This window comes from Streptomyces sp. NPDC040545 (assembly GCF_055595065.1).
Genome location: NZ_JBVIWA010000014.1, coordinates 48,584 through 68,118, shown reverse-complemented (window position 1 = coordinate 68,118; position 19,535 = coordinate 48,584). Strand labels below are relative to the sequence as shown.

Here is a 19,535-nt window from a genome sequence, read left to right as displayed (position 1 = left end):
GGTCGGTGGCAGGGGAATCAGTGGCAGGGGAACCCGAGCAGGTGGCGGCCGTCGTGCAGCCACTCGTGGATGGTCTCCCCTTCGAAGACCGAGGTGGCGCCCTGCTCGGCGCCGACGAAGTACAGCAGGACGAGCATGAGGATGCCGGCGAACACGGCCCAGGGGGCCAGTGCGGAGAGCGAGATGGGGGCGATCACGGGCGAGTTCGTCGTGGGCACGGCGGAGTGGGCCATGGCAGAACCTCCAGAGGGAACACGCGTCCCGGTCAGTGGTGCTCGCTACGACGGTGGCGGGTCTGACTTTCCTCCCCCTCCGGGAGGTTTCACAGTGGCGCGACCGTGCCGGATTCTCACCGTGCTTCCGTCGTTCCGTCGTAAGTCAATTGAACCATTTGCGACCGTACCGCGCTTACGCTCCCCTTATGAAGACCCCGTTGGTACGAGTTCGACTGGTCAGCTTCCCTCTGGACGCAGCCGCCCGCCAGGGCCGCTTCGGTCACGCCCGGCCGTGCCCGGGCCACGAGGGGCTGCGCGGTCCGGCCACGGGTGAGTGGGCCGGGCGCACCCTGGACGAGGTGGCGGGCCGGGACCCGGCGGCCGTGCGCGCCTGGCTCACGGATCCCGCGTACGCCCCGCCGGGCGGGGAGTCCGTGGACGCGCTGATCGCCCGCGTCGGGGCGGAGCTGGCGGGCCTGGCCGAGGGTACCCACCGGGTGGTGGTCGAGCAGGCGGTCGTCCGGGCGGCCGTGGTGCACGCCCTGGAGCTGCCCGCGGCGGCCTTCTGGCGGCTCGACGTACGGCCGGAGTCGGTCACCACCCTCACCGGGCGGGCGGGGCGCTGGAACCTCCTGGTGGGGCAGGTGCAGGGCGAGCCGTAGCCCGCAGGGGGTGAAACGGTTCGGCCCGGACCCCGCGACGCGGTCCGGGCCGAACCGTCACTCACCTGCGCGTCACGCGACGATCCAGTCGGACGTCGCGATCACCGGCTGCACGCCGTCGCGGTGGATGGTGCCCTCGATCAGGCCGTACATCCGGTCCGCCGCGAAGTAGACCTCGTTGTCGTTCTTGAGGCCGAAGGGCTCCAGGTCGACGAGGAAGTGGTGCTTGTTGGGGAGGTTCAGGCGCACCTCGTTGACCTTGGCGCAGTTGTCGAGCACCCGCTCGGCCATCTGGTTCAGGGTCTGCTGCAGCGAGTACGAGTACGTCTCCGCGAAGGCTTCCAGCAGGTTCTTGCGGACCTTCTTGTACGCCTGGTCCCAGTCGTACCCGGTGTCGTCGGCGGCCAGCGCCGAGTGCGCCCAGCGCGCGGTGACCTTGGTCGCCAGGATGCGGTCGTACGCCTCCCGCAGGGTCGTGTACTTGTCCTTGATGTAGCCGTGGAACTCGGAGTTCGTCGAGTTCATCACCGTCAGGTCCTTCAGACCCGAGATGACCTGCAGGCCGGTCGTCTCGCTGTAGGTGATCTGCGCGGTGCGCACCTCCTGGCCCTTGCGGACGAAGGAGTGCTGCTCCTTGCGCGTGGGGACCGGGATGCGGTCCCACACGTACTCCTCGATGCGGATCTGGGCCTCGCGGATCGGCTGCTGCGAGGAGACGAAGTGCTTGGCGAGCAGGATGCCGAAGGCCTCGGGGGAGTCGATGCCGTGCTCCTTGCCGAAGGCGTACACCGTGTTCTTGGTGGTGTCGGTCGGCAGGCAGTTGGCGTTGTCGCCGGTGAGGTGGACATCGCGGAATTCACCGCGGAGCGCGACCGAGACGTTGAGGTCGCGGATCTCGTGCCAGGAACCGTCGCCGCCCTTGCGGGTGACCTTCACGATGCGGTTCTCGGCCTTGCCGTACTGGTTCTGGGCCAGGACGTGCTTGCTCATGCTGTCTTCCTTCGGGTACTCGGGAACACGGAGTCCGGTCGTCTGGATCCCGTACGCCCGGCGTCCAGCGCCCGCCCGAATCAAGGACGTCCCGCTCCCCGCCGTTCGGCCCCTCACCGAAGGACCGCCCCGGGCCTGACGTGCATCCCGGTTCGTAGGTGCTTGGCCTGTTGTGTGTCTTACGGCCTGCACGGATTGCAGCATGTGTCCGGGGGGTTGATCCCCGTACAAATCCTCCGAACACCAGCACCCACGCCTTGGGTGACCCCACAGATCCGCAGGTCAGACGGTGTGCGCATCCGCCACCGAGAGGGCCTCGTCGAGGACCTTCAGCCCCTTGGCCACGTCCTGCGCCGAGATGTTGCACGGCGGCGCGATGTGGATCCGGTTGCCGGCGACGAGCGGCCAGAGCCCGCCCTTCTTGCACGCGGCCCCGAACTCGGCCATGGGGGCGTTCTCCGCGCCCGACGCGTTGTACGGGACCAGCGGCTCGCGGGTCTCCTTGCTCCGGACGAGCTCCAGGGCCCAGAAGGTGCCGAGTCCGCGGACCTCGCCGACCGAGGGGTGCCGCTCGGCGAGCGCGCGCAGGCCGGGGCCGAGCAGCTCCGCACCCGTACGGGCGGACTGCTCGACGATGCCCTCCTCCTCCATGACGCCGATCGTCGCGACGGCGGCCGCGCAGGCCAGCACGTGCCCGGAGTACGTCAGGCCGCCCGGGTAGGGCCGGCGGGCGAAGGTCTCGGCGATGGCGGCCGAGATGGCGACCCCGCCGAGCGGGAGGTACCCGCTGGTCACGCCCTTGGCGAAGCAGATCAGGTCGGGAGTCACGTCCCAGTGCTCGGAGGCGAACCACTTACCGGTGCGCCCGAAGCCGACCATGATCTCGTCCAGGACGAAGACGATGCCGAAGCGGTCGCACAGCGCGCGTACGCCGGCCAGGTAGCCGTCCGGGTGCACGAGCACGCCCGGGGCGCCGCCGACGGTCTCCAGGATGATCGCGGCGATGGACTGCGGCCCCTCGAAGACGATGGTGTCCTCCAGGTGGCGCAGGGCCCGCTCGCACTCCTCGGCCTCGGTGGCCGCGTAGAAGGGCGAGCGGTAGGCGAACGGCCCCCAGAAGTGCACGACACCGGCGGTCGCGGAGTCGTTGCCGAAGCGGCGGGCGTCGCCGGTCAGGTTGATCGCGGTGGAGGTGGCGCCGTGGTACGAGCGGTACGCGGACAGCACCTTGGGCCGGCCGGTGTGCAGCCGGGCCATGCGGACGGCGTTCTCCACGGCCTCGGCCCCGGCATTGGTGAAGAAGATCTTGTCGAGGTCGCCGGGGGTGCGCTCGGCGATCAGCCGGGCGGCCTCGGAGCGCACGTCGACGGCGAAGCCGGGCGCGACGGTGCACAGCTTGGCCGCCTGCTCCTGGATGGCCGTGGTGACCTTCGGGTGCTGGTAGCCGATGTTCGTGTAGACGAGGGCGCTGGAGAAGTCGAGGAAGCGGTTGCCCTGGTAGTCCCAGAAGTACGAGCCCTCCGCGCCGGCCACGGCGAGCGGATCGATGAGCTCCTGCGCCGACCAGGAGTGGAAGACATGCTTCCGGTCGGCGTCTTTCACGGCGGCGAGGGCGTCGGCTTCTGCGTTCATGAAGCGAGCGTAGTTGTCCAGGATGTGGACGGGGCCGGGACCGGTCCGCCGGCCCCCGCCCGCCGGGTCAGGCCAGGGCCTCGCCGTACAGGCGGAACAGTCGGGGCCCCGGGGCCGGAGCGGCGGCCCCCAGCCGGGCCCAGGCGTCGGACGCCGCCGCCCGGGCCGTCGCGCCCGGCCACGGCTGCGGCAGCAGCTCCGGCGGGAGCAGCGGGTCGGGGAGCATCGCGGCGGAGAAGGCGGCAGCCAGGGTCACGGCGTGCGCCAGCCCGTCGGCCCGGCCGGGCCCGGCGGGCTGCTCGGCGAGCGCGCGGAGCTCCCCGTACCGCGCGGCGATCTCCGGCAGCGGCCACAGCCGCTCCGCCAGGGCCCGCGGGTCGTCGGTGCCGCCCACCGCCAGGTCCCGGGTGCTCAGGCAGGTCAGCGCCTCCGCCAGGCCCAGCTCCGCCGCGTGCGCCCGCACGTACGGGCCGATCGCGTTCGGTGTGACGTACAGACCACCCTGGAGCGGCGCCGCCCCCAGCCCGGTCAACGCGTCCCGCAGCGAGTCCCGGGCGGCCCGCGCGGATTCCGGTACGGCGAAGGCGAAGGCGTGCCAGAGCCCGTCCCACGGCTCCAGCCCCCGGTCCTGCCGGTAGGCGTGCCGGACGAACTCCACCTCCGGTACGAGCGGCAGCCCGGCTCCCGGCTCCGCCCCCGCCAGGCGCAGTACGGCCCGCCGGCCGCGCCCCTCCACCGTGAACCGGCCCTCGGTCACCAGTCGCTTCACGCACAGCCGTACCTGCTGGTCGGTCATCCCCAGCAGGCCGGCGACCTCGTACAGCTCCTCGCCCGCGACCGTCCCGTCCTCCCTGACCAGCGCGTGCACCACCATCCGCGTGGGGATCCCGCTCATCGGGCCGCCACCTCCTTGTGCATCGTCGTCACGCCCCCGAATCCCAGCACGTCCCGCAGCCAGGGCGTGCGCTGCACCCGTACGGCCCGGAACCCGTGCTTCTCGTAGAGCTCCCGCGCCCGCGGGTTCTCCGCCACCACGTCCAGCCGGATCCGCCGGCACCGCTGCTCCACGGCGATCGCCTCGATCTCCCGCAGCAGCAGCCCGCCGATGCCCCGGCTCCGCTCGGCGGGGTCCACGGCGATGCCGTCCATGACCAGCTCGCCGCGGGCCGGGGTGCGTTCCAGCAGGGCCAGCAGGAGCACCCGGTACAGGCCCCGGACCTGCCCGTACTGGGCCCTGACCGCGGCCGCGTCGCCGCCGACCAGGCCGCGCCCGGCCAACTGGTAGCCCGCCACGCCGACCACGCGGCCGCTTTCGCCGCCGTCGCCGCCCTCGCGGCCGGACAGGGCGGTCACCGCCCGGTCCTGGTGCAGGTGCCCGGCGATGAACCGCCGCCCGGCCTCCGCGGGGCCGAGCGCGCGGCCCAGCTTTCCCCCGAAGGCCTCCCAGTACAGCTCGGCGACGCGTGCGGCGGCCCCTTCGGGCAGCCCGCGCCGTACCTCCACGCTCTCCGTCGTCATACGCACAAGCATAATACGTTCATCAACGCTACGATCGTTTTAGTTATGAGCGAATGTATGAGCGAGTGATCGAGCGAAGGAATCCGGAGCCGCAGATGACCGAGACCCGCACGCCCCGCAGAGTCCGCCGGGCACTTCTGAGCGCCTTCCTCCTGGGCCTCACCGCCGCCCTGCTCCTCACCGGAGTCGTCGTATGGCAGCACGACTACGGCCTCCACGAGGAGCGCGTCACCGTGCCCGCCGCCGGCCACGAACTCCCCGGGGTGCTCGCCACCCCCACCGGCAAGGGACCCGGCCCCTTCCCGCTCGTCGTGTTCGTGCACGGCGACGGCGAGGTCGACGCCACCCACGACGGCTTCTACCGCCCCTACTGGGAGGCCTTCGCCCGGGCCGGATACGCCTCGCTCTCCCTCGACAAGCCCGCCGACTGGCTCGGCCAGACCATGGACGACCGGGCCCGGGAGACCGTCGACGCCCTCAGCTGGGCGGCCCGCACCCGGCCCGAGGTCGACCCCGCCCGCATCGGCCTGTGGGGCGCCAGCCAGGCCGGCTGGGTCATGCCCAAGGTGGTGGCGCGGGCCCCCGCCCCCGGGGTGCGCTTCGTCATCGAGGTCGGCACCGCGGTCAACTGGGAGCGCCAGGGGGAGTACAACACCCGGGCCGAGCTGCGCGCGGCCGGAGCCGGCGCCGAGCGCACGGCGGCCGCCCTGCGCACCCGGGAGGCCACCCTGGCGCTGCTGCGGCGCGGGGCGACGTACGAGGAGTACCGCGCGAGTCCGGGCGCCGACCGGGAACTCACGCCGGAGCGCTGGACGTTCATCAGCCGCAACCACACCGCGGACGTGACCGCGGACCTGCGGGCGATGCCGCCCGTCCCGGTGCTGCTGATCTCCGGCGCCGACGACCTGAACGTGGACGGCGCCGAGACCGAGGCGCTCCACCGGAGCGTGCTGGCGCCCGGCACCCTCACGGTCCGCCGCTATCCGGGGGCGACCCACGCCCTGCTGCGCACGGAGGTCGAGCGTTCCTCCTGGCGGCTGACCCTGACGGCCGTGTTCGCCCCGCGCTCCCTCTTCCCGCCCGGCCTGCTCGCCGACCAGCAGCACTTCCTGGAGGGGCTCAGCCAGCCGGCGTGACCCGCGCGAGCTCGCGTACGGCGGCCGGCCCGGCACGCCGCCCCCGACCGCGCGCTCCCCGTACTCCGCGCGCTCCTCGTACGCGTCGCGGTGTCGGGGGCGCGGGCCAGTGCCCCACGGCCGGCCGAGGCCAGCCGTCCGACTCCGACGCCGCTTCCGTCCTCGCCCCGTACGTTCACGGCCCCCAGCATCGAGATCCGCATGGCGGCTTGTGCTGCGCCGTTCGGCGGTACTGCCATCGCATTGCCCGTCAAGGGTCCGTCGTGAGGACGGCACCCGCCGGTGAATTGCGGGCGGCCGTCCTCCGTGCTCCCGGGACGGTGGGTTATTTGTCGGAGTAGCTGAAGTCCCCGACGGTCCAGGCACTCACGTCCTTGACCGCGATCCGGTACATTCCACCGGTCTCGGGGATGCCCAGGGTGCCCTGGAGGATGCGTGCCACGTGGAAATGAAGGTGGGAGGGTGCCCCGGCCTGCTGTCTGTCGCCGCGTCCGGGAGAGCTGAAGATCTCGGCGAACGGGGCCAGCTGGTCGGAGTCCCGCAGGACCTCCGCCACCCGTTGACGCCAGACGCTCTCGGGGGCGAGGCGGCCTGTGATGACGGCGCCGTGGACCACGACGGTCAGGGACATCTGATTGGTCTGCTCCGACTCGACCATGGAGGCGAGATCGAGGAGCAGGTCGTCAGGGATCGACATGGGCACGGACTCTAGCAAGCGTGCTCGCGTACCGGCCGGGCTTCCGGGGAGTGGCCTGTTCGGCGCGCTCCGGGACATGCGGACGGCCGAGGCCCGCACCCCAGGGTGCGGGCCTCGGCCGCGTCTGCGCGCCGACGCGGGCGCCGGCGTGGACCCAAGAGGTCAGGCGTCAGGCGGGAACGATGTTCTCGGCCTGCGGGCCCTTCTGGCCCTGCGTGACGTCGAAGGTAACCTTCTGGCCTTCCTGAAGCTCACGGAAGCCGGAAGAGGCGATGTTCGAGTAGTGGGCGAAGACGTCGGCGCCGCCACCCTCCTGCTCGATGAAGCCGAAGCCCTTTTCCGCGTTGAACCACTTCACGGTGCCAGATGCCATATGAATTCTCCTTTGGGGCAGTGCCCGGATCCGCACTGTGCGGGCCCGGTGTCGCCGTGATGATTGCCCCGACCGGAACGAGTAAATTTCACTGCATGCACCGGAAATAAAAAGTGCGCCCACCGAAAGTCCGGTGAGAGCACTTGTAAGTTTTTTGGGAACCACAACTGCAACGAACGTCACCGTAGCACAGTGGGTGTGGGCAGCCATGGAAATTCCGGCGTGCCCCACTCTTAAATTCCGCGCCCGCGTAGCAGAAATCCGAGCCGAAAAATCGTATGAACGGGGGAATGTTTTCGGCCGGCGGGAGCGGCCGGAGCGGCCCGGAGGGCGGTGGCCAGGACTCCACCCCTGGCGGGGCGGGCTCGATTACCGTCGCTCAGGTACCCGCCGACCGGCGTGGGACCGGGGCCCGCCGCCCCGAATCCGTAGAGCAGGGAGTGCGCCCGTGCCCCACGCAGTCGTCGACTACTCGGACTCGCTGACCGGTGCCTTCGACCGGCGGGCGTTCGCGCTCGAACTGCACGCGCTGGTGGTCGAGATCCTCGACACCGCGATCGGCAACTGCAAGACGCGCTTCCACCGGCTGGAGGAGTCCGTCGTCGGGGAAGGCACCGACGGCCGGGCGGTGGTCGTGCACGTCGAGCTGGCCATCGCCCGGGGCCGCACGGCACAGACCAAGTCGCGCCTGACCCGTGCGGTGCTGGAGCTGGTCGAGCGCCACACGGCGAAGGCCGCGGGCCTGGAGGTCCACGCCTCCGTGGACGTACGGGACCTGGGAGAGGCCTACACCAAGAGCGTGGCGACCCCCTGACGCGTCCGGCGTGCCTTGATGCCGCCTGAGCGCCCTGAGCGCCCTGAGCGCCTCGGCGCCTCAGCGCCTACGCGCCGATGCGCAGCAGTGCGAGCGTGATGTTGTCGGGGCCGCCGGCGTCGATGGCGGCCCGCCACAGCTCGAACGCGGCCCGGCCGTCGTCGTGCACCCGCAGCAGCTCCTCGATCTCCTCGGGCGGCACCGGGTCGGTCAGCCCGTCGCTGCACACCAGGTAGCGATCGCCCTCGGTCACCGGGAAGGCCTCGATGTGGGGGGTGATCTCGTTGTACCCGCGGGTGCCGCCGAGGACCTGGGTGACCGCCGAGGTGGTGCGGTGCCCGGGGGCCGGCGGCGGGCTGTCGTCCACACTGACCTGGCGCAGCCCGTCCTGCGCCGCGTGGAACACCTTGCTGTCGCCGACGTTGAACATCAGCAGCGAATCCGCCAGGACCAGGGCGCCCGCGACCGTGGTCCCCATGGTGACCAGCTCCGGCCGCCCTTCGGTCGCGGAGTACACGGCGCGGTTGCAGAGGCTCAGCGCGTCCCCGACGGCTTCCGGGCCGTCCAGCGTGGGCCCGAGCGAGGAGAGCTGGCGCACCACCAGCTCGCTGGCGACCTCGCCGGCCGGCTGGCCGCCGAGGCCGTCGGCGACCGCGACGACCAGGGGTCTGCCGAAGGGGAAGACCAGCGTCTGCGGATTCTGGGTCACGGTCCCGCACAGGGTCCACGGTCCGATGACGAGGCTGTCCTCGTTGTGCTCGCGCACCAGCCCGACATGACTCAGGGCGGTCACAGCTATGTACGGCACCTCGGCGTCCCGCCTCTCGGCAGCGGCTAGGGCGACGGCAGCGCAACGGCACACGCGTCCGTCCTCACCATTGTCGCGCCGCTCCGGCATGCGGGCTCCGGCGCGCCGGAGCACCCTGGTCGTGGAGCCGCCTGTTCCCCGACCGGCGGCCCTGCGAGGAAGGACTGCCGCAGATGTTCGCGAGGCTGAGCACCTACCAGGGTTCACCGGTCCCCGCGGAGGGAGACGTGAGCGGGAATTCGGAGGCGATTGTCAGGCAGGTCCAGGACGTTCCCGGTTTCCGGGGCGTCTACTACCTCATCGACCGGGCCACGGGCGTGGCCAAGTCGCTGACCTTGTGGGACGACGAACGGACCATGAAGGACAGCGAGGAGCAGGCCGCCCGGATCCGCGAGCAGACCGCGCAGCGGGAGGGCCAGCGGATCGTCTCGGTCGAACGTTTCGAGGTGGGCTTCAGCCACCTGCAGCCGTAGAACGACGCAGCGTGGAACGACGTGAGGTACGAGGAGCGACAGCCATGGGCAAGCTCTCGATCGACCAGTTGCGAGAACGGGTACGCGGGGCGGTCATCACCCCGGAAGACGAGTCCTACGACGAGGCGCGCAAGGTCCACAACGCGATGATCGACCGGAAGCCGGCGGCCGTCGTGCACTGCGTCAACGCGGGGGACGTCATGGCCGCGGTCGACTTCGCCCGCGAGAACGGGCTCGACCTGGCGGTGCGGGGCGGCGGCCACAGCGTGCCCGGCTTCGGCACCTGCGACGGCGGTGTGGTGGCCGATCTGTCCGGGATGCGTGGCGTCCGCGTCGACGCCGCGGGGCGCACGGCCCGCGCTGAGGGCGGGGCGACCTGGGGCGACTTCAACGCGGCCACGTACGCCTTCGGGCTGGCCGCGACCGGCGGGATCATCTCCACCACCGGCGTCGGCGGCCTGACCCTCGGCGGCGGCATCGGCTACCTGGCCCGTGGACTGGGCCTGAGCTGCGACAACCTGGTCTCGGCCGACGTGGTGACCGCGGACGGCCGGCTCGTGGTGGCGAGCGAGGAGGAGAACGCGGACCTCTTCTGGGCGCTGCGCGGCGGTGGCGGCAACTTCGGCGCGGTGACCTCCTTCGAGTTCCGGCTGAGCCCCGTCAAGGACATCTACGGCGGACCGATGCTCTTCGAGCTGGCGGACGCCGCCACCGTGCTGCGCTCCTTCGCCGACCACATCGCCGACGCACCGGAGGAACTGGGCGGCTTCCCGGCCTTCCAGATAGCCCCGCCGCTCCCGTTCATCCCGGAGGACCGGCACGGTGACACGTTCGCGCTGATCGTGGCGTGCTGGACCGGGCCGCTCGACGAGGGGGAGCGGGCTCTCCAGGCCTTCCACGACTTCGCGCCGGTGGTCGCCGAGCACGTGGGCCCGATGCCCTACCCGGCGCTCAACAGCGCCTTCGACGCGCTCGTACCGCCCGGCCTCCAGCACTACTGGAAGGCCAATTTCGTGACCGAGCTCAGCGACGACGTGATCGACGCGCACCTGCGGCACGCGCCGGGCCTGCCCGCCGTGAACTCGACGGTCCACATCTACCCGATCAACGGCGCCTGCCACCGCGTCGCACCGGACGCGACGGCCTTCGCCTACCGGGACGCCTCGTTCGCCACGGTGATCGCCGGCATGTGGCCCGATCCGGCCATCAACGAGTCCGCGATCGCCTGGGTGCGCGACTACTACGAGGCGACCGCCCCGCATTCGGAGGAGGGCGGCTACATCAACTTCATGGCCGACGACGACCAGGACCGGATCCGGAGCAACTACAAGGGCAACTACGACCGGCTGGTCGCGGTCAAGCGCGCCTACGACCCGGAGAACCTGTTCCACCTGAACCAGAACATCCGGCCTTAGGTCCTGTCGTCAAAGTGGCGACGCCGCGGGCCCGACGGGACTTTGACGACAGGGCTAGGGGAGGCAGTGCTTCCCGCACGCGTACGAGGACCCCGCCCGGCTTCCCGGGCGGGGTCCTCGTCCATCCGCTCCGCGCTACTTCGCGGCCGGCTCGGCGGGCGCGGCAGGCGCCGCGGGCACGGCGGGCAGGTCGGGGATCGGGGGCCCCACGGGCAGCAGCTCGGTGACCACGAAGGCGACCACGGCCGCGATGATCACGACCGGGATCATCGCGGTGCCGCCGAGCATCAGGACCACCATCACCACGCTGCTCACCGGCAGCCGCAGCGCGCTGGCGGCGGTGGCCGCCATGCCCGCTCCCATCGCGGGGACGATGCCGAGTCCGGGCAGCGGCCCGAGCAGGACGCCGGCCACGGCGCCGAGGCAGAGCGCCGGGAAGACGGGACCGCCGCGCAGGCTGCCGAGGCAGATGGCGTAGCCGGCGCCCTTGAAGAGGAGAATGCCGATCAGCGCACCCACGCCCCAGGCGTGCGGGTCGGCGGCCAGCCTGCCGATCAGCGACTGGCCCGACCCGGTGACATCGGCCGGCGTGAGGCCGGTGATGAGCGCGTAGAGGCTGGCGCAGGCCGCGGCGGCCAGTGCGCACTGGACGGTCCGCAGGAGGGGCCGTGCGAGGACGTACGCGGCGATCACCCGGGCGCCGGTCAGCACCGGGTGCAGGGCGAGGGCCAGGGCCGCGGCGATGAGCACGGCCCAGAGCACGTCGGGCACGTCCAGGTGGGGCACGGGTACGCCCAGTTCGAGCTTCAGGCTCCCGATCGGCAGTCCCGTCCAGCGGCCGAGGCCCGTGAAGACCAGGTCCCCGACCCCGGCGGACAGCAGGGACGGCAGCATCACCGCGAACAGCTGCGGTCCGCCCACGCCCGCCACCTCGATCAGCAGCACCGCGGCGATCAGCGGATTCCCGAAGATCGTGGCGATGGCCGCCGCGGCGCCCGCCGCGCCCACGAGCGCGGTGCCCTGCGGGGTCACCGGTACCTGCGCGAGGTTGCGGAAGAGCAGCGCCAGCCCGCCACCGAGGGCGATCAGCGGGGCCTCCGGACCCAGGACCGCGCCGAGCGGCAGACTCGCCACCGCGGCGATCACGACACCGGGCAGGGCGCCGACCGAGGCCCCACCGGTGTGCAGGCCGCCCGCGGGGAGGTGACCGCCGTTGCCGCGCATGTGCGGGACGACCAGGCCGACCACGACACCGGCGACGAGCAGCAGGGGCAGCGGCCACCACCAGGGCGGGACGTCCCAGCCCAGGGCCTCCGGGAGGTCCGCCCACATCGCGTGTTCCATCTTGTGCAGTGCGGCGAGGAACCAGAACGACGCGAGGGACACCGGGATGCTGATGAGCGCGCAGAACACCAGCAGCTTGAGGTATCCGGGGCTGCGGAGGGTCTGCCTGAGGACGTCGGCCTCCTGCGGCTGCGTACCGCCGGGGGGCGGTCCGGATCGAGGACGCGACTGCGGCATGGCTCACTTCCTTTCCGCTTCCTCGATGGTCCACCCGGGGGGCATACTTCGCCGCTCAGGGCTCGTCCTCCAGGCCGGGGGCCTGTGAACTGCGTCTGTGCATGCCGATTTTGACCGCCCCGACGAGCGCTTTGGCGATCACGCCGATGAGGATCAGGTCGGCGACCATCTGGGAGGTGACCAGGACCCGGCTGCCCTGGTCGGTGGGGACGATGTCGCCGAATCCCACGGTGGCGAACGTGGTGATCGTGAAGTAGAGGGCGTCCGTGCGGGTCAGCGGCTCCGAGAACGACGTGGGGTCCTGCGCCGCGAGCAGGTAGTACGTCGCGGAGAACAGCAGCAGGAACAGCGGTACGCCGGTGGCCATCGCCTCCAGAGCGCGCATCCGGGGGAACTGCGCATGGGAGACGGCGGTGATCTGCCAGGCCGTCAGCAGGCCGAAGACCGCCAGACCGACCACGAGCGTCATGACGGTGCCGATGCCGAACCCGCCCTCCAGGGGCGCCACGTAGTACAGCGCGGTGAGGAGGGCGACCGAGAACACCGAGCGCAGGAGGTGGCCCAGCAGGACGCGCCGGCGCTGATCGGCTGCGTTGCGTTCCATGCCTTCAGGAGAACGGCCCGGGGCCCGTCGCGCGACCGGAGCCGGTCCTGCGAATGCGGACCGCCGGGGTCGCCTGTATGAATGAAGGACCACGCGCATGATCGGAGTCGGGCATGGACGATTACCCGCTTCTCAACTTCTTCTGGACGATGCTGTGGTTCTTCGTGTGGGTCATGTGGTTCTTCCTCCTCTTCAAGGTCATCACGGACATCTTCCGTGACCACACCCTTGGCGGCTGGGGGAAGGCGGGCTGGCTCATCCTGGTGCTGGTACTGCCGTTCCTCGGCATCTTCGTGTACCTGATCGCCCGCGGGCGCAGCATGCACGAACGGGACCGGAAGCAGGCCGAGGAACAGCAGGCGGCCTTCCGCGCGTACGTGCAGCAGTCGGCCGGGGCCGGGTCGGGCGCGGCGGACGAGCTGCACAAGCTGTCCGCCCTCAAGGGACAAGGGCGACATCACCCAGGAGGAATTCGACCGGGCCAAGGCCAAGCTCCTGGCCTGAGCAGTAGTCCGGTTGCCGATAATCCGCGACGGATCGATTCTCGCTACCCTGGCAGACATGACAGCCATGGCACCCGCGCGCACCGAACCGGACCTGTCCTTCCTCCTGGACCACACCAGTCACGTGCTGCGTACGCAGATGAGCGCGCGGCTCGGCGAGATCGGACTCACCCCGCGGATGCACTGCGTGCTCGTCCACGCACTGGAGGGGGAGCGCACCCAGGCGCAGCTCGCCGAGATCGGTGACATGGACAAGACGACGATGGTGGTGACCGTCGACGCGCTGGAGAAGGCCGGTCTCGCCGAGCGCAGGCCGTCCAGCACCGACCGGCGGGCCCGGGTCATCGCGGTGACCGAGGAGGGGGCGAAGGTCGCGAAGGCGAGCCAGGAGATCGTGGACCAGGTCCACGAGGGCGCGCTCGGCGCCCTGCCCGAGGACGAGCGAGAGGTGCTGCTCCGGGCGTTGAACCGGCTGGTCACGGGGTATTTGGAGGCTCCCGTCGAGGGCCCCCGGCCGGCCCGGCGGGCACGGCAGAAGGGGTAGTGGGGAGCGGTCGCCGGGTGCGCACCGAACGATGGGTCCGTAAAAGATAGTCTGCAACAAAACTATCTGTTACGGTCTTTCCTGTTGCCTCCAACGAACAGGAGAGACCGCCGTGCCCGCCACCGTTGCAGCCCCCTCCGCTTCCTCCTCCGCTTCCCTCTCGCGCTCACGCCGGCTCGCCCTGGGCGTCCTGGCCACCGGAATGCTGATGACGATCCTCGACGGCAGCATCGTCACGGTCGCGATGCCGGCCATCCAGAGCGACCTCGGCTTCACCCCGGTCGGGCTGAGCTGGGTCGTCAACGCCTATCTCATCGCCTTCGGTTCACTGCTCCTGCTCGCCGGCCGCCTCGGTGACCTGATCGGCCGCAAGCGGATGTTCCTCGCGGGCACCGCGGTGTTCACCGCCGCCTCACTGCTGGCCGGGCTCGCCGCCTCGCCCGGGGTCCTGATCGCCGCCCGGTTCCTGCAGGGCGCCGGCAGCGCGATGGCCTCCGCCGTCAGCCTCGGCATCCTCGTCACGCTCTTCACGGAGCCACGTGAACGGGCCGGTGCCATCGGGGTGTTCAGCTTCACCGGCGCGGCCGGCGCCTCGATCGGGCAGGTCCTCGGGGGCGTCCTCACCGACGCGCTGACCTGGAACTGGATCTTCTTCATCAACCTGCCCATCGGCATCGCGGTGTTCCTCGTCGCCCTCCCGGCCCTGCCGGGCGACCGAGGTCTGGGTCTGAAGGCGGGCGCGGACACCCTCGGCGCGCTGCTCGTCACCTCGGGTCTGATGCTCGGGATCTACACGGTCGTCAAGATCGAGACGTACGGGGCGGCTTCGGCCCACACCGTCGGGTTCGGCGCCCTCGCGCTCGCCCTGCTGGCCGGCTTCCTCGTCCGCCAGGCCGCGGCACGCAGCCCGCTCATGCCGCTGCGCATCTTCCGCTCGCGCAGCGTCCTCGGCGCCAACCTGGTCCAGATGCTGATGGTCGCCGCGCTGTTCTCCTTCCAGATCCTCGTCGCGCTCTACATGCAGAACGTGCTCGGGTACTCCGCGTCCGAGACCGGTCTCGCGATGCTGCCGGCCGCCGCCGTGATCGGGCTGGTCTCGCTCACCGTCTCGGCCCGCCTGAACTCCCGCTTCGGCGAGCGCAAGGTCCTGCTGGCCGGGCTGGTCCTCCTGGCCGGCGTACTCGGCCTGCTGACGCGCGTACCCGGTCAGGCCGACCGGGCGGACTACCTCACCGACCTGCTCCCGGTGATGCTCCTGGCCGCCGGCTTCGGCCTCGCCCTCCCCGCGCTGACCTCGCTGGGCATGTCCGGTGCGAAGGAGGCCGACGCGGGCTTGGCCTCCGGGCTCTTCAACACCACCCAGCAGATCGGCATGGCGCTGGGCATCGCGGTCCTCTCCACCCTGGCCGCCTCCCGTACCGAGTCCCTCACCGCGGCGGGTGCTCCCGTCCCCGAGGCGCTGACCGGTGGCTACCACCTGGCCTTCGCAGCCGGCGCCGCCCTGATCCTGGCCGCCCTGGGCGTCGCCTTCACCGTTCTGCGCGGCCCGAAGGGCTCTCCGCGGCCGGTCCCGGCCGGGCCGAAGTCCCGTCTCGCGGCTCGGTGAGGTTGCGGGTCATGCGCTCCAGGACGGTGACGGCGGTGACGTACTCCTCGCGGGTGATCCCCGTCGCCGACCGCTCGCGGAAGGCATCCACGCGACGGGCGACCTCGGCGAGGCGGGCGCGCCCGTCGTCGGTCAGGGCGAGGCGGTCCGGCCGCGGGCGGGTCACCCAGCCGCCGTCGAGCACCGAGGTGACGGCCGAGGTCAGCGCCGGGGCGCCGGCGTTCGCGGCCAGGGCGGTCAGGACGGCGGTGTCCGTGGCCCGCGGGTCGTCCTCGACGACGCCCAGGACCTGCCAGCCGAGCCGGGTGAGGCCGAAGTCGGCCAGCAGTGCGTCCATGGACACGGTGAGGGCCTGGTCCGTGCGGTTGAGCCAGTAGCCGATGGGCTTCATGTCCTGCTCCTTCGGGAGGCCTGCGGGGCTGCGGGTCAGCGGCCGCTGAAGGCGTCCGCGTTCTCGCGGGCCCACTGCCGGTAGGTGCGGGCGGGTACGCCGAGCAGGGACTCGGTGGTCTCGCCGATGACGGCGGGACCGTGGTCGGCGGCCTCCCACAGGTCGAGCAGCGAGGACACCATCGGGGCGGGCATGTGCCGGCCCATCTGTTCCTCCGCCTCGGCGCGGGTGATGTGCTCGACCGGGATCGCGCGGCCGAGGGTCTCCGAGAGGACGGCGAGCTGTTCGCGGAAGGAGAGCGACTCGGAGCCGGTCAGGGTGAGCGCGCGGCCGGTGAGCCAGTCCCCGGTCAGGGCCAGGGCGGCGATGTCGGCGATGTCCTCGGGGTGGATGGGCGCGATCTGCGCGTCGGGGTAGGCGAGCTGGACCGGCAGGGACCGGCTGATGGGCCAGGCCCAGCCCAGCGAGTTGCTGGCGAAGGCGTCCGGGCGCAGGAACGTGCAGGTCAGACCGGATTCGGCGAGGGCGTGCTCGACCCTCAGGCTGTGGCTCGCGAGCGGGTCGGTCCCGGCGTCCGGGGCGAGCACGGAGGACGAGGACAGCAGGACGACGTGCTCGACCCCTGCGGCCTCGGCGGCCTTGACCAGGTCGTGGATGCCGTCGGGCTGCGGGTAGAGGAAGACCTGGAGGACCCCGCGGAGCGCGGCGGCGAGGGTCTCGGGCCGGTCCAGGACGAGCTCGGCGGTTTCGACGCCGACCGGGACGGTCAGTTCGGCGGGGCGGGCGCTGGCGGCCCGGACGGGGAGACCGGCGGAGTGCAGGCGGTCGACGACGGCCCGGCCGACCTTGCCGCGCGCGCCGGTGATGAGGAGGGTCACGAGAGCTCCATTCGTTCGTGATGACATATGCATGCTTGCATGCACACGTTTTCACGTCAACACATGTCTGCGTGAGCTCACGTATGTACGATGAGGGGCATGACGAAGCACGAGCCGGCGACCGACGAGGAACTGCTGGACGCCGTGGGCCCGGCGTTCGGGAAACTGCGGCGCTCATCGCTCCTGGAGGTCGAGAACCCGATCTCCCAGAAGGACCTCGGCCGCACCCTGGTGCTCAACATCGTCCTGGAGGCCGAACAGGGGGACGGCCGCGAGATCACCGTCGGCGGTGTGGCCGAGCACCTGGGCGTCGACCCCTCGGTGGCCAGCCGCATGGTGTCCGACAGCATCTCCGCCGGCTACCTCGTGCGCGCCGCCTCCCAGCAGGACGGCCGCCGCACGATCCTGCACCTCAGCCCCGAGGGCCGGGACATGATGGACCGCTTCCGGCGGCACCAGCGCGCGGCCTTCGAGTACGTGACGGCCGACTGGAGCGAGCGCGACCGCCTCGACTTCGCCCGCCTCATGCTGAAGTACGTCGACTCCCAGAACGCGCTGCGCCACCGCTGACGACCGCCGGCCGCCCGCGGGCGGCGACACCACAGCCCCAGGCGCAACGCCTGGGGCTGTGTCGTGGGGCGCGAGGCCCTGCGGTTACCTGACGGCTCGTCCGGCGGGTTACCTGAAGGAGACCCACTTGGCCGCGCTCGGCACCCCGTTCTCGTCCAGCAGGAAGAGCATGTAGTAGCCGGGCGGGACGTCGTCGGCCGAGGGCGGCGCCTGCAGGCGCAGGCCGTTCCCCTGGCGCCCCACGATCCCCAGTTCCACGTGGCGCTGGCTGGTGTTGAGCGAGTGCGTCGCCGTGGTCGGGGCCAGCAGGACGGCCTTCTTGACCTGGTCGGGCGTGGAGGTCCCCACGTTGAAGGCGGTGTTGTACCGCAGCGGCCCCTCGGGGGCGCGGTCGAGGGCCGGGCGGCTCCCCTGGTGGAGGTAGGCCGGCTCGAAGATCTCGATGCTGCCGTTCATGTCGTCGTCGATCTTCGGGTCGTTGGCGAGCTGCTGCAGCTCGTCACCGGTGACCATGACCCGGCCGTCCGGGAGCACGACGGCGTTGGAGTGGTAGCCGCGCGGCAGCCGCTGCGCCGGTCCCAGCTTCCATTCGCCCAGCGCGTTGCGGGTCTCGATCTGCCGGTACTTCAGATCGGACTTGGGGTTGTAGTCGCCGTTGCCGTAGTCCCGGATGCCGTAGGCGCCGTTGACGGTCAGCAGGCTCGCGTCCGGGAGCAGCAGCGTGTCGTCCTGCGTCCGGCCGAAGGCGCGGGGCTGCTGCTTCTCCCAGGCGCCGCCGCTCGTGAGCCGGTAGGTGTTGGGGTCGTCCCGGTCGCCGCCGAGGACCAGTACGGAGTCCGGGCCGCGCAGTCCGGCGGGCAGCGCCACGGCGGAGCCGTAGCCGCGGTGCACGCCGTCGGGGCGCGCGGGCAGGTCCGTACGGGTCTCCGCGACCGGGTCGAAGGCCCACTGCTTGGTGGCGTGCCGGCCCAGGCCGTACACCTTGCCGTCGCGCAGGGTGAACAGGTGCGGGTAGTCGCTGTCGGCACCGAAGGGCGCGTCCACGCGCAGGGTGTCCGTCGGGACGTCCTTGGGGATCAGGGTCTTCTCGAAGGGGACGGGGTGGCTCTTGGCGGGGAAGCGCTCGATGACGGAGGTGGAGGTGCCCCAGCCCTGGTCGGTGTGGCCGGACATGATCAGCAGGCGGCCGTCGGGGGCGGTGGCCACCGACGGGTACCAGCGGCCGACCTCCATGTCCTTGTTCACGGACCAGCTCTCGGTCCACGGGTCGAAGACCAGCGACAGCTTGGCGCCGGCACCGCCGCCGTAGCCGAGGTTGCCGCCGAAGACGCCGACCATGCCGTTGGGCAGGAAGGCGTGTCCGGCGCAGAAGAAGGGCGCCGGGCGCTTCTCGCCCGTGCCGTCCGGCACGACCAGCTCGGGCGGGGTGACCTTCCTGAAGGCGGCCGGTCCGGTGCCGCGGCGCGGGTCCCACAGGAAGGCGCGGCCGGCGTTGGCCTTGCCGAGGGTGTTGGTCGGCGCGGGCTCCTCGGTCGGGTCGGTCTCCATGCGCTCGAAGGAGAAGAGCAGCACCTTGCCCGTCGGGAGCATGGCGATGTGGGCGGCGAAGTCGGGGGACTGGAAGTACTCGGCGAACTGCCCGAACGCCTTGGGGTGGAAGCGCGCGTTCACGTCCGCCTGGGACCGGGTCAGTGAGTTCAGGCTGTCGATCCGGGCGAGCTGGGAGTAACCGCCCAGCTTGAGGATCTGCTCGCGGACCTTCGTATGCTCCTGGGCGTGTTCGGCGCCGAGGGCCGCTTTCTCCTCGGGGCGGGACGAACCGTCGTGCGCGGCCGCCGGGACGGCGGTGACCAGGGCGGCGGTGGCCGCGAGGACGGAGACCGCGGCCCTGCGGGCAGCTCGGCGGGCGGCTCGCGGGGCGGACCGACGCTTGATACGTGACATGTGACTCCTCACCAGGGGTGCTGGAGCGGCGGGTGCCCCTGCGGGGGGCACAGGGCGCCTGCGACGCTTACGAACACAGACCTATGCCGACGCGTCGGACGCCGCACACCGGGAAGATCGTCCGGGCTTCGGGCCGCCCGGGTGAAGGCACGGCCCTGAGCTGCGCCGACGGCGGCCCGAGGGCCCGCCCGCCGGTCCCCCGCCCGGCCGCAACCCGTCGTGATCACGGACACCGTGTCGG

21 protein-coding genes and 1 pseudogene are annotated in these 19,535 nt (G+C 71.4%); 9 read left to right on the top strand and 13 right to left on the bottom strand.

Features of this window, described 5'->3' with window-relative positions:
- Nucleotides 1-17: 17 nt before the first annotated feature.
- Nucleotides 18-233 (bottom strand): CbtB domain-containing protein, encoded by a 216-nt coding sequence (locus ACZ573_RS24985; protein ID WP_389114391.1) that lies wholly within the window; start codon nucleotides 231-233, stop codon nucleotides 18-20.
- Between the two features lie 188 nt (nucleotides 234-421).
- Here ACZ573_RS24985 and ACZ573_RS24980 point away from each other — a divergent pair, with 188 nt between their 5' ends.
- Nucleotides 422-877, top strand: a complete 456-nt coding sequence (locus tag ACZ573_RS24980) for a histidine phosphatase family protein (protein WP_471307668.1) — start codon at nucleotides 422-424, stop codon at nucleotides 875-877.
- A 72-nt stretch (nucleotides 878-949) separates the two neighbouring features.
- Here ACZ573_RS24980 and pucL read toward each other — a convergent pair whose 3' ends face one another.
- From pucL to ACZ573_RS24960, 4 genes are all read right to left on the bottom strand, one after another.
- Entirely contained in the window at nucleotides 950-1,867 is a 918-nt protein-coding gene (pucL, locus tag ACZ573_RS24975; RefSeq protein WP_471307663.1) for a factor-independent urate hydroxylase, read from the bottom strand.
- Nucleotides 1,868-2,149: 282 nt separating this feature from the next.
- Nucleotides 2,150-3,499, bottom strand: coding sequence for an aminotransferase class III-fold pyridoxal phosphate-dependent enzyme (locus ACZ573_RS24970; protein WP_471307660.1), 1,350 nt, complete (start codon nucleotides 3,497-3,499; stop codon nucleotides 2,150-2,152).
- 67 nt (nucleotides 3,500-3,566) lie between these two features.
- The gene (locus tag ACZ573_RS24965) at nucleotides 3,567-4,394 is read right to left on the bottom strand and encodes a PaaX family transcriptional regulator C-terminal domain-containing protein (protein WP_471307657.1); all 828 of its coding nucleotides are present in this window, start codon (nucleotides 4,392-4,394) and stop codon (nucleotides 3,567-3,569) included.
- A complete protein-coding gene (locus ACZ573_RS24960) occupies nucleotides 4,391-5,017 on the bottom strand; it encodes a GNAT family N-acetyltransferase (RefSeq protein ID WP_471307652.1) in 627 nt (208 codons plus the stop codon). The genes ACZ573_RS24965 and ACZ573_RS24960 overlap by 4 nt, the downstream gene beginning before the upstream one ends.
- A 95-nt stretch (nucleotides 5,018-5,112) precedes the next feature.
- Between ACZ573_RS24960 and ACZ573_RS24955 the strand changes: the two genes are divergently transcribed.
- Entirely contained in the window at nucleotides 5,113-6,153 is a 1,041-nt protein-coding gene (locus tag ACZ573_RS24955; RefSeq protein WP_471307649.1) for an alpha/beta hydrolase family protein, read from the top strand.
- A gap of 325 nt (nucleotides 6,154-6,478) precedes the next feature.
- On the opposite strand, the gene ACZ573_RS24950 is transcribed toward ACZ573_RS24955, so the two are convergent.
- Both ACZ573_RS24950 and ACZ573_RS24945 read right to left on the bottom strand, forming a co-directional pair.
- Complete coding sequence (locus ACZ573_RS24950; RefSeq protein WP_471307647.1) at nucleotides 6,479-6,850, bottom strand: hypothetical protein; 372 nt, start codon at nucleotides 6,848-6,850, stop codon at nucleotides 6,479-6,481.
- 169 nt (nucleotides 6,851-7,019) lie between these two features.
- The gene (locus tag ACZ573_RS24945) at nucleotides 7,020-7,223 is read right to left on the bottom strand and encodes a cold-shock protein (RefSeq protein WP_030011983.1); all 204 of its coding nucleotides are present in this window, start codon (nucleotides 7,221-7,223) and stop codon (nucleotides 7,020-7,022) included.
- A 448-nt stretch (nucleotides 7,224-7,671) separates the two neighbouring features.
- Between ACZ573_RS24945 and ACZ573_RS24940 the strand changes: the two genes are divergently transcribed.
- Entirely contained in the window at nucleotides 7,672-8,037 is a 366-nt protein-coding gene (locus tag ACZ573_RS24940) for a 5-carboxymethyl-2-hydroxymuconate Delta-isomerase (RefSeq protein ID WP_390796306.1), read from the top strand.
- A 67-nt stretch (nucleotides 8,038-8,104) separates the two neighbouring features.
- On the opposite strand, the gene ACZ573_RS24935 is transcribed toward ACZ573_RS24940, so the two are convergent.
- Complete coding sequence (locus ACZ573_RS24935; protein ID WP_471307644.1) at nucleotides 8,105-8,845, bottom strand: PP2C family protein-serine/threonine phosphatase; 741 nt, start codon at nucleotides 8,843-8,845, stop codon at nucleotides 8,105-8,107.
- A 227-nt stretch (nucleotides 8,846-9,072) separates the two neighbouring features.
- On the opposite strand from ACZ573_RS24935, the gene ACZ573_RS24930 reads away from it, so the two are divergent.
- Together ACZ573_RS24930 and ACZ573_RS24925 are read left to right on the top strand one after the other, a co-directional pair.
- A complete protein-coding gene (locus tag ACZ573_RS24930) occupies nucleotides 9,073-9,318 on the top strand; it encodes a hypothetical protein (RefSeq protein WP_471307641.1) in 246 nt (81 codons plus the stop codon).
- Nucleotides 9,319-9,362: 44 nt separating this feature from the next.
- Nucleotides 9,363-10,733, top strand: coding sequence for an FAD-binding oxidoreductase (locus tag ACZ573_RS24925; RefSeq protein WP_471307638.1), 1,371 nt, complete (start codon nucleotides 9,363-9,365; stop codon nucleotides 10,731-10,733).
- Between the two features lie 135 nt (nucleotides 10,734-10,868).
- Here ACZ573_RS24925 and ACZ573_RS24920 read toward each other — a convergent pair whose 3' ends face one another.
- Both ACZ573_RS24920 and ACZ573_RS24915 read right to left on the bottom strand, forming a co-directional pair.
- On the bottom strand, nucleotides 10,869-12,254 hold the full coding sequence (locus ACZ573_RS24920; RefSeq protein WP_471307635.1) for a chloride channel protein: 1,386 nt from the start codon (nucleotides 12,252-12,254) through the stop codon (nucleotides 10,869-10,871).
- A gap of 55 nt (nucleotides 12,255-12,309) precedes the next feature.
- Entirely contained in the window at nucleotides 12,310-12,858 is a 549-nt protein-coding gene (locus tag ACZ573_RS24915; RefSeq protein ID WP_471307632.1) for a potassium channel family protein, read from the bottom strand.
- 113 nt (nucleotides 12,859-12,971) lie between these two features.
- On the opposite strand from ACZ573_RS24915, the pseudogene ACZ573_RS24910 reads away from it, so the two are divergent.
- From ACZ573_RS24910 to ACZ573_RS24900, 3 genes and pseudogenes are all read left to right on the top strand, one after another.
- Nucleotides 12,972-13,362 (top strand): annotated as a pseudogene (locus ACZ573_RS24910) (SHOCT domain-containing protein).
- A 57-nt stretch (nucleotides 13,363-13,419) separates the two neighbouring features.
- Nucleotides 13,420-13,905 carry a MarR family winged helix-turn-helix transcriptional regulator gene (locus ACZ573_RS24905; protein ID WP_471307631.1) on the top strand — a complete coding sequence of 162 codons (486 nt, stop codon included), beginning with the start codon at nucleotides 13,420-13,422 and terminating at the stop codon, nucleotides 13,903-13,905.
- A 202-nt stretch (nucleotides 13,906-14,107) separates the two neighbouring features.
- Complete coding sequence (locus ACZ573_RS24900; RefSeq protein ID WP_471307985.1) at nucleotides 14,108-15,511, top strand: MFS transporter; 1,404 nt, start codon at nucleotides 14,108-14,110, stop codon at nucleotides 15,509-15,511.
- Here ACZ573_RS24900 and ACZ573_RS24895 read toward each other — a convergent pair.
- Together ACZ573_RS24895 and ACZ573_RS24890 are read right to left on the bottom strand one after the other, a co-directional pair.
- Nucleotides 15,435-15,902 carry a MarR family winged helix-turn-helix transcriptional regulator gene (locus ACZ573_RS24895; protein WP_471307630.1) on the bottom strand — a complete coding sequence of 156 codons (468 nt, stop codon included), beginning with the start codon at nucleotides 15,900-15,902 and terminating at the stop codon, nucleotides 15,435-15,437. The two genes, ACZ573_RS24900 and ACZ573_RS24895, sit on opposite strands and share 77 nt — an antisense overlap.
- Nucleotides 15,903-15,937: 35 nt before the next feature.
- Nucleotides 15,938-16,780, bottom strand: coding sequence for an NAD(P)H-binding protein (locus ACZ573_RS24890; protein ID WP_471307627.1), 843 nt, complete (start codon nucleotides 16,778-16,780; stop codon nucleotides 15,938-15,940).
- Between the two features lie 99 nt (nucleotides 16,781-16,879).
- Here ACZ573_RS24890 and ACZ573_RS24885 point away from each other — a divergent pair, with 99 nt between their 5' ends.
- Nucleotides 16,880-17,350 (top strand): MarR family winged helix-turn-helix transcriptional regulator, encoded by a 471-nt coding sequence (locus ACZ573_RS24885; protein WP_471307624.1) that lies wholly within the window; start codon nucleotides 16,880-16,882, stop codon nucleotides 17,348-17,350.
- Nucleotides 17,351-17,458: 108 nt separating this feature from the next.
- On the opposite strand, the gene ACZ573_RS24880 is transcribed toward ACZ573_RS24885, so the two are convergent.
- Nucleotides 17,459-19,294 (bottom strand): galactose oxidase-like domain-containing protein, encoded by a 1,836-nt coding sequence (locus ACZ573_RS24880; RefSeq protein ID WP_471307622.1) that lies wholly within the window; start codon nucleotides 19,292-19,294, stop codon nucleotides 17,459-17,461.
- Between the last annotated feature and the right edge of the window lie 241 nt (nucleotides 19,295-19,535).

Bases quoted from the DNA above. Each gene is read 5' to 3' on its own strand.
- ACZ573_RS24905 (WP_471307631.1), top strand. From the start codon at position 13,420: ATGACAGCCATGGCACCCGCGCGCACCGAACCGGACCTGTCCTTCCTC.
- pucL (WP_471307663.1), bottom strand. From the start codon at position 1,867: ATGAGCAAGCACGTCCTGGCCCAGAACCAGTACGGCAAGGCCGAGAAC.
- ACZ573_RS24925 (WP_471307638.1), top strand. From the start codon at position 9,363: ATGGGCAAGCTCTCGATCGACCAGTTGCGAGAACGGGTACGCGGGGCG.
- ACZ573_RS24960 (WP_471307652.1), bottom strand. From the start codon at position 5,017: ATGACGACGGAGAGCGTGGAGGTACGGCGCGGGCTGCCCGAAGGGGCC.
- ACZ573_RS24945 (WP_030011983.1), bottom strand. From the start codon at position 7,223: ATGGCATCTGGCACCGTGAAGTGGTTCAACGCGGAAAAGGGCTTCGGC.
- ACZ573_RS24955 (WP_471307649.1), top strand. From the start codon at position 5,113: ATGACCGAGACCCGCACGCCCCGCAGAGTCCGCCGGGCACTTCTGAGC.
- ACZ573_RS24980 (WP_471307668.1), top strand. From the start codon at position 422: ATGAAGACCCCGTTGGTACGAGTTCGACTGGTCAGCTTCCCTCTGGAC.
- ACZ573_RS24920 (WP_471307635.1), bottom strand. From the start codon at position 12,254: ATGCCGCAGTCGCGTCCTCGATCCGGACCGCCCCCCGGCGGTACGCAG.
- ACZ573_RS24880 (WP_471307622.1), bottom strand. From the start codon at position 19,294: ATGTCACGTATCAAGCGTCGGTCCGCCCCGCGAGCCGCCCGCCGAGCT.
- ACZ573_RS24885 (WP_471307624.1), top strand. From the start codon at position 16,880: ATGACGAAGCACGAGCCGGCGACCGACGAGGAACTGCTGGACGCCGTG.
- ACZ573_RS24915 (WP_471307632.1), bottom strand. From the start codon at position 12,858: ATGGAACGCAACGCAGCCGATCAGCGCCGGCGCGTCCTGCTGGGCCAC.
- ACZ573_RS24895 (WP_471307630.1), bottom strand. From the start codon at position 15,902: ATGAAGCCCATCGGCTACTGGCTCAACCGCACGGACCAGGCCCTCACC.
- ACZ573_RS24970 (WP_471307660.1), bottom strand. From the start codon at position 3,499: ATGAACGCAGAAGCCGACGCCCTCGCCGCCGTGAAAGACGCCGACCGG.
- ACZ573_RS24965 (WP_471307657.1), bottom strand. From the start codon at position 4,394: ATGAGCGGGATCCCCACGCGGATGGTGGTGCACGCGCTGGTCAGGGAG.
- ACZ573_RS24985 (WP_389114391.1), bottom strand. From the start codon at position 233: ATGGCCCACTCCGCCGTGCCCACGACGAACTCGCCCGTGATCGCCCCC.
- ACZ573_RS24950 (WP_471307647.1), bottom strand. From the start codon at position 6,850: ATGTCGATCCCTGACGACCTGCTCCTCGATCTCGCCTCCATGGTCGAG.
- ACZ573_RS24900 (WP_471307985.1), top strand. From the start codon at position 14,108: ATGCTGATGACGATCCTCGACGGCAGCATCGTCACGGTCGCGATGCCG.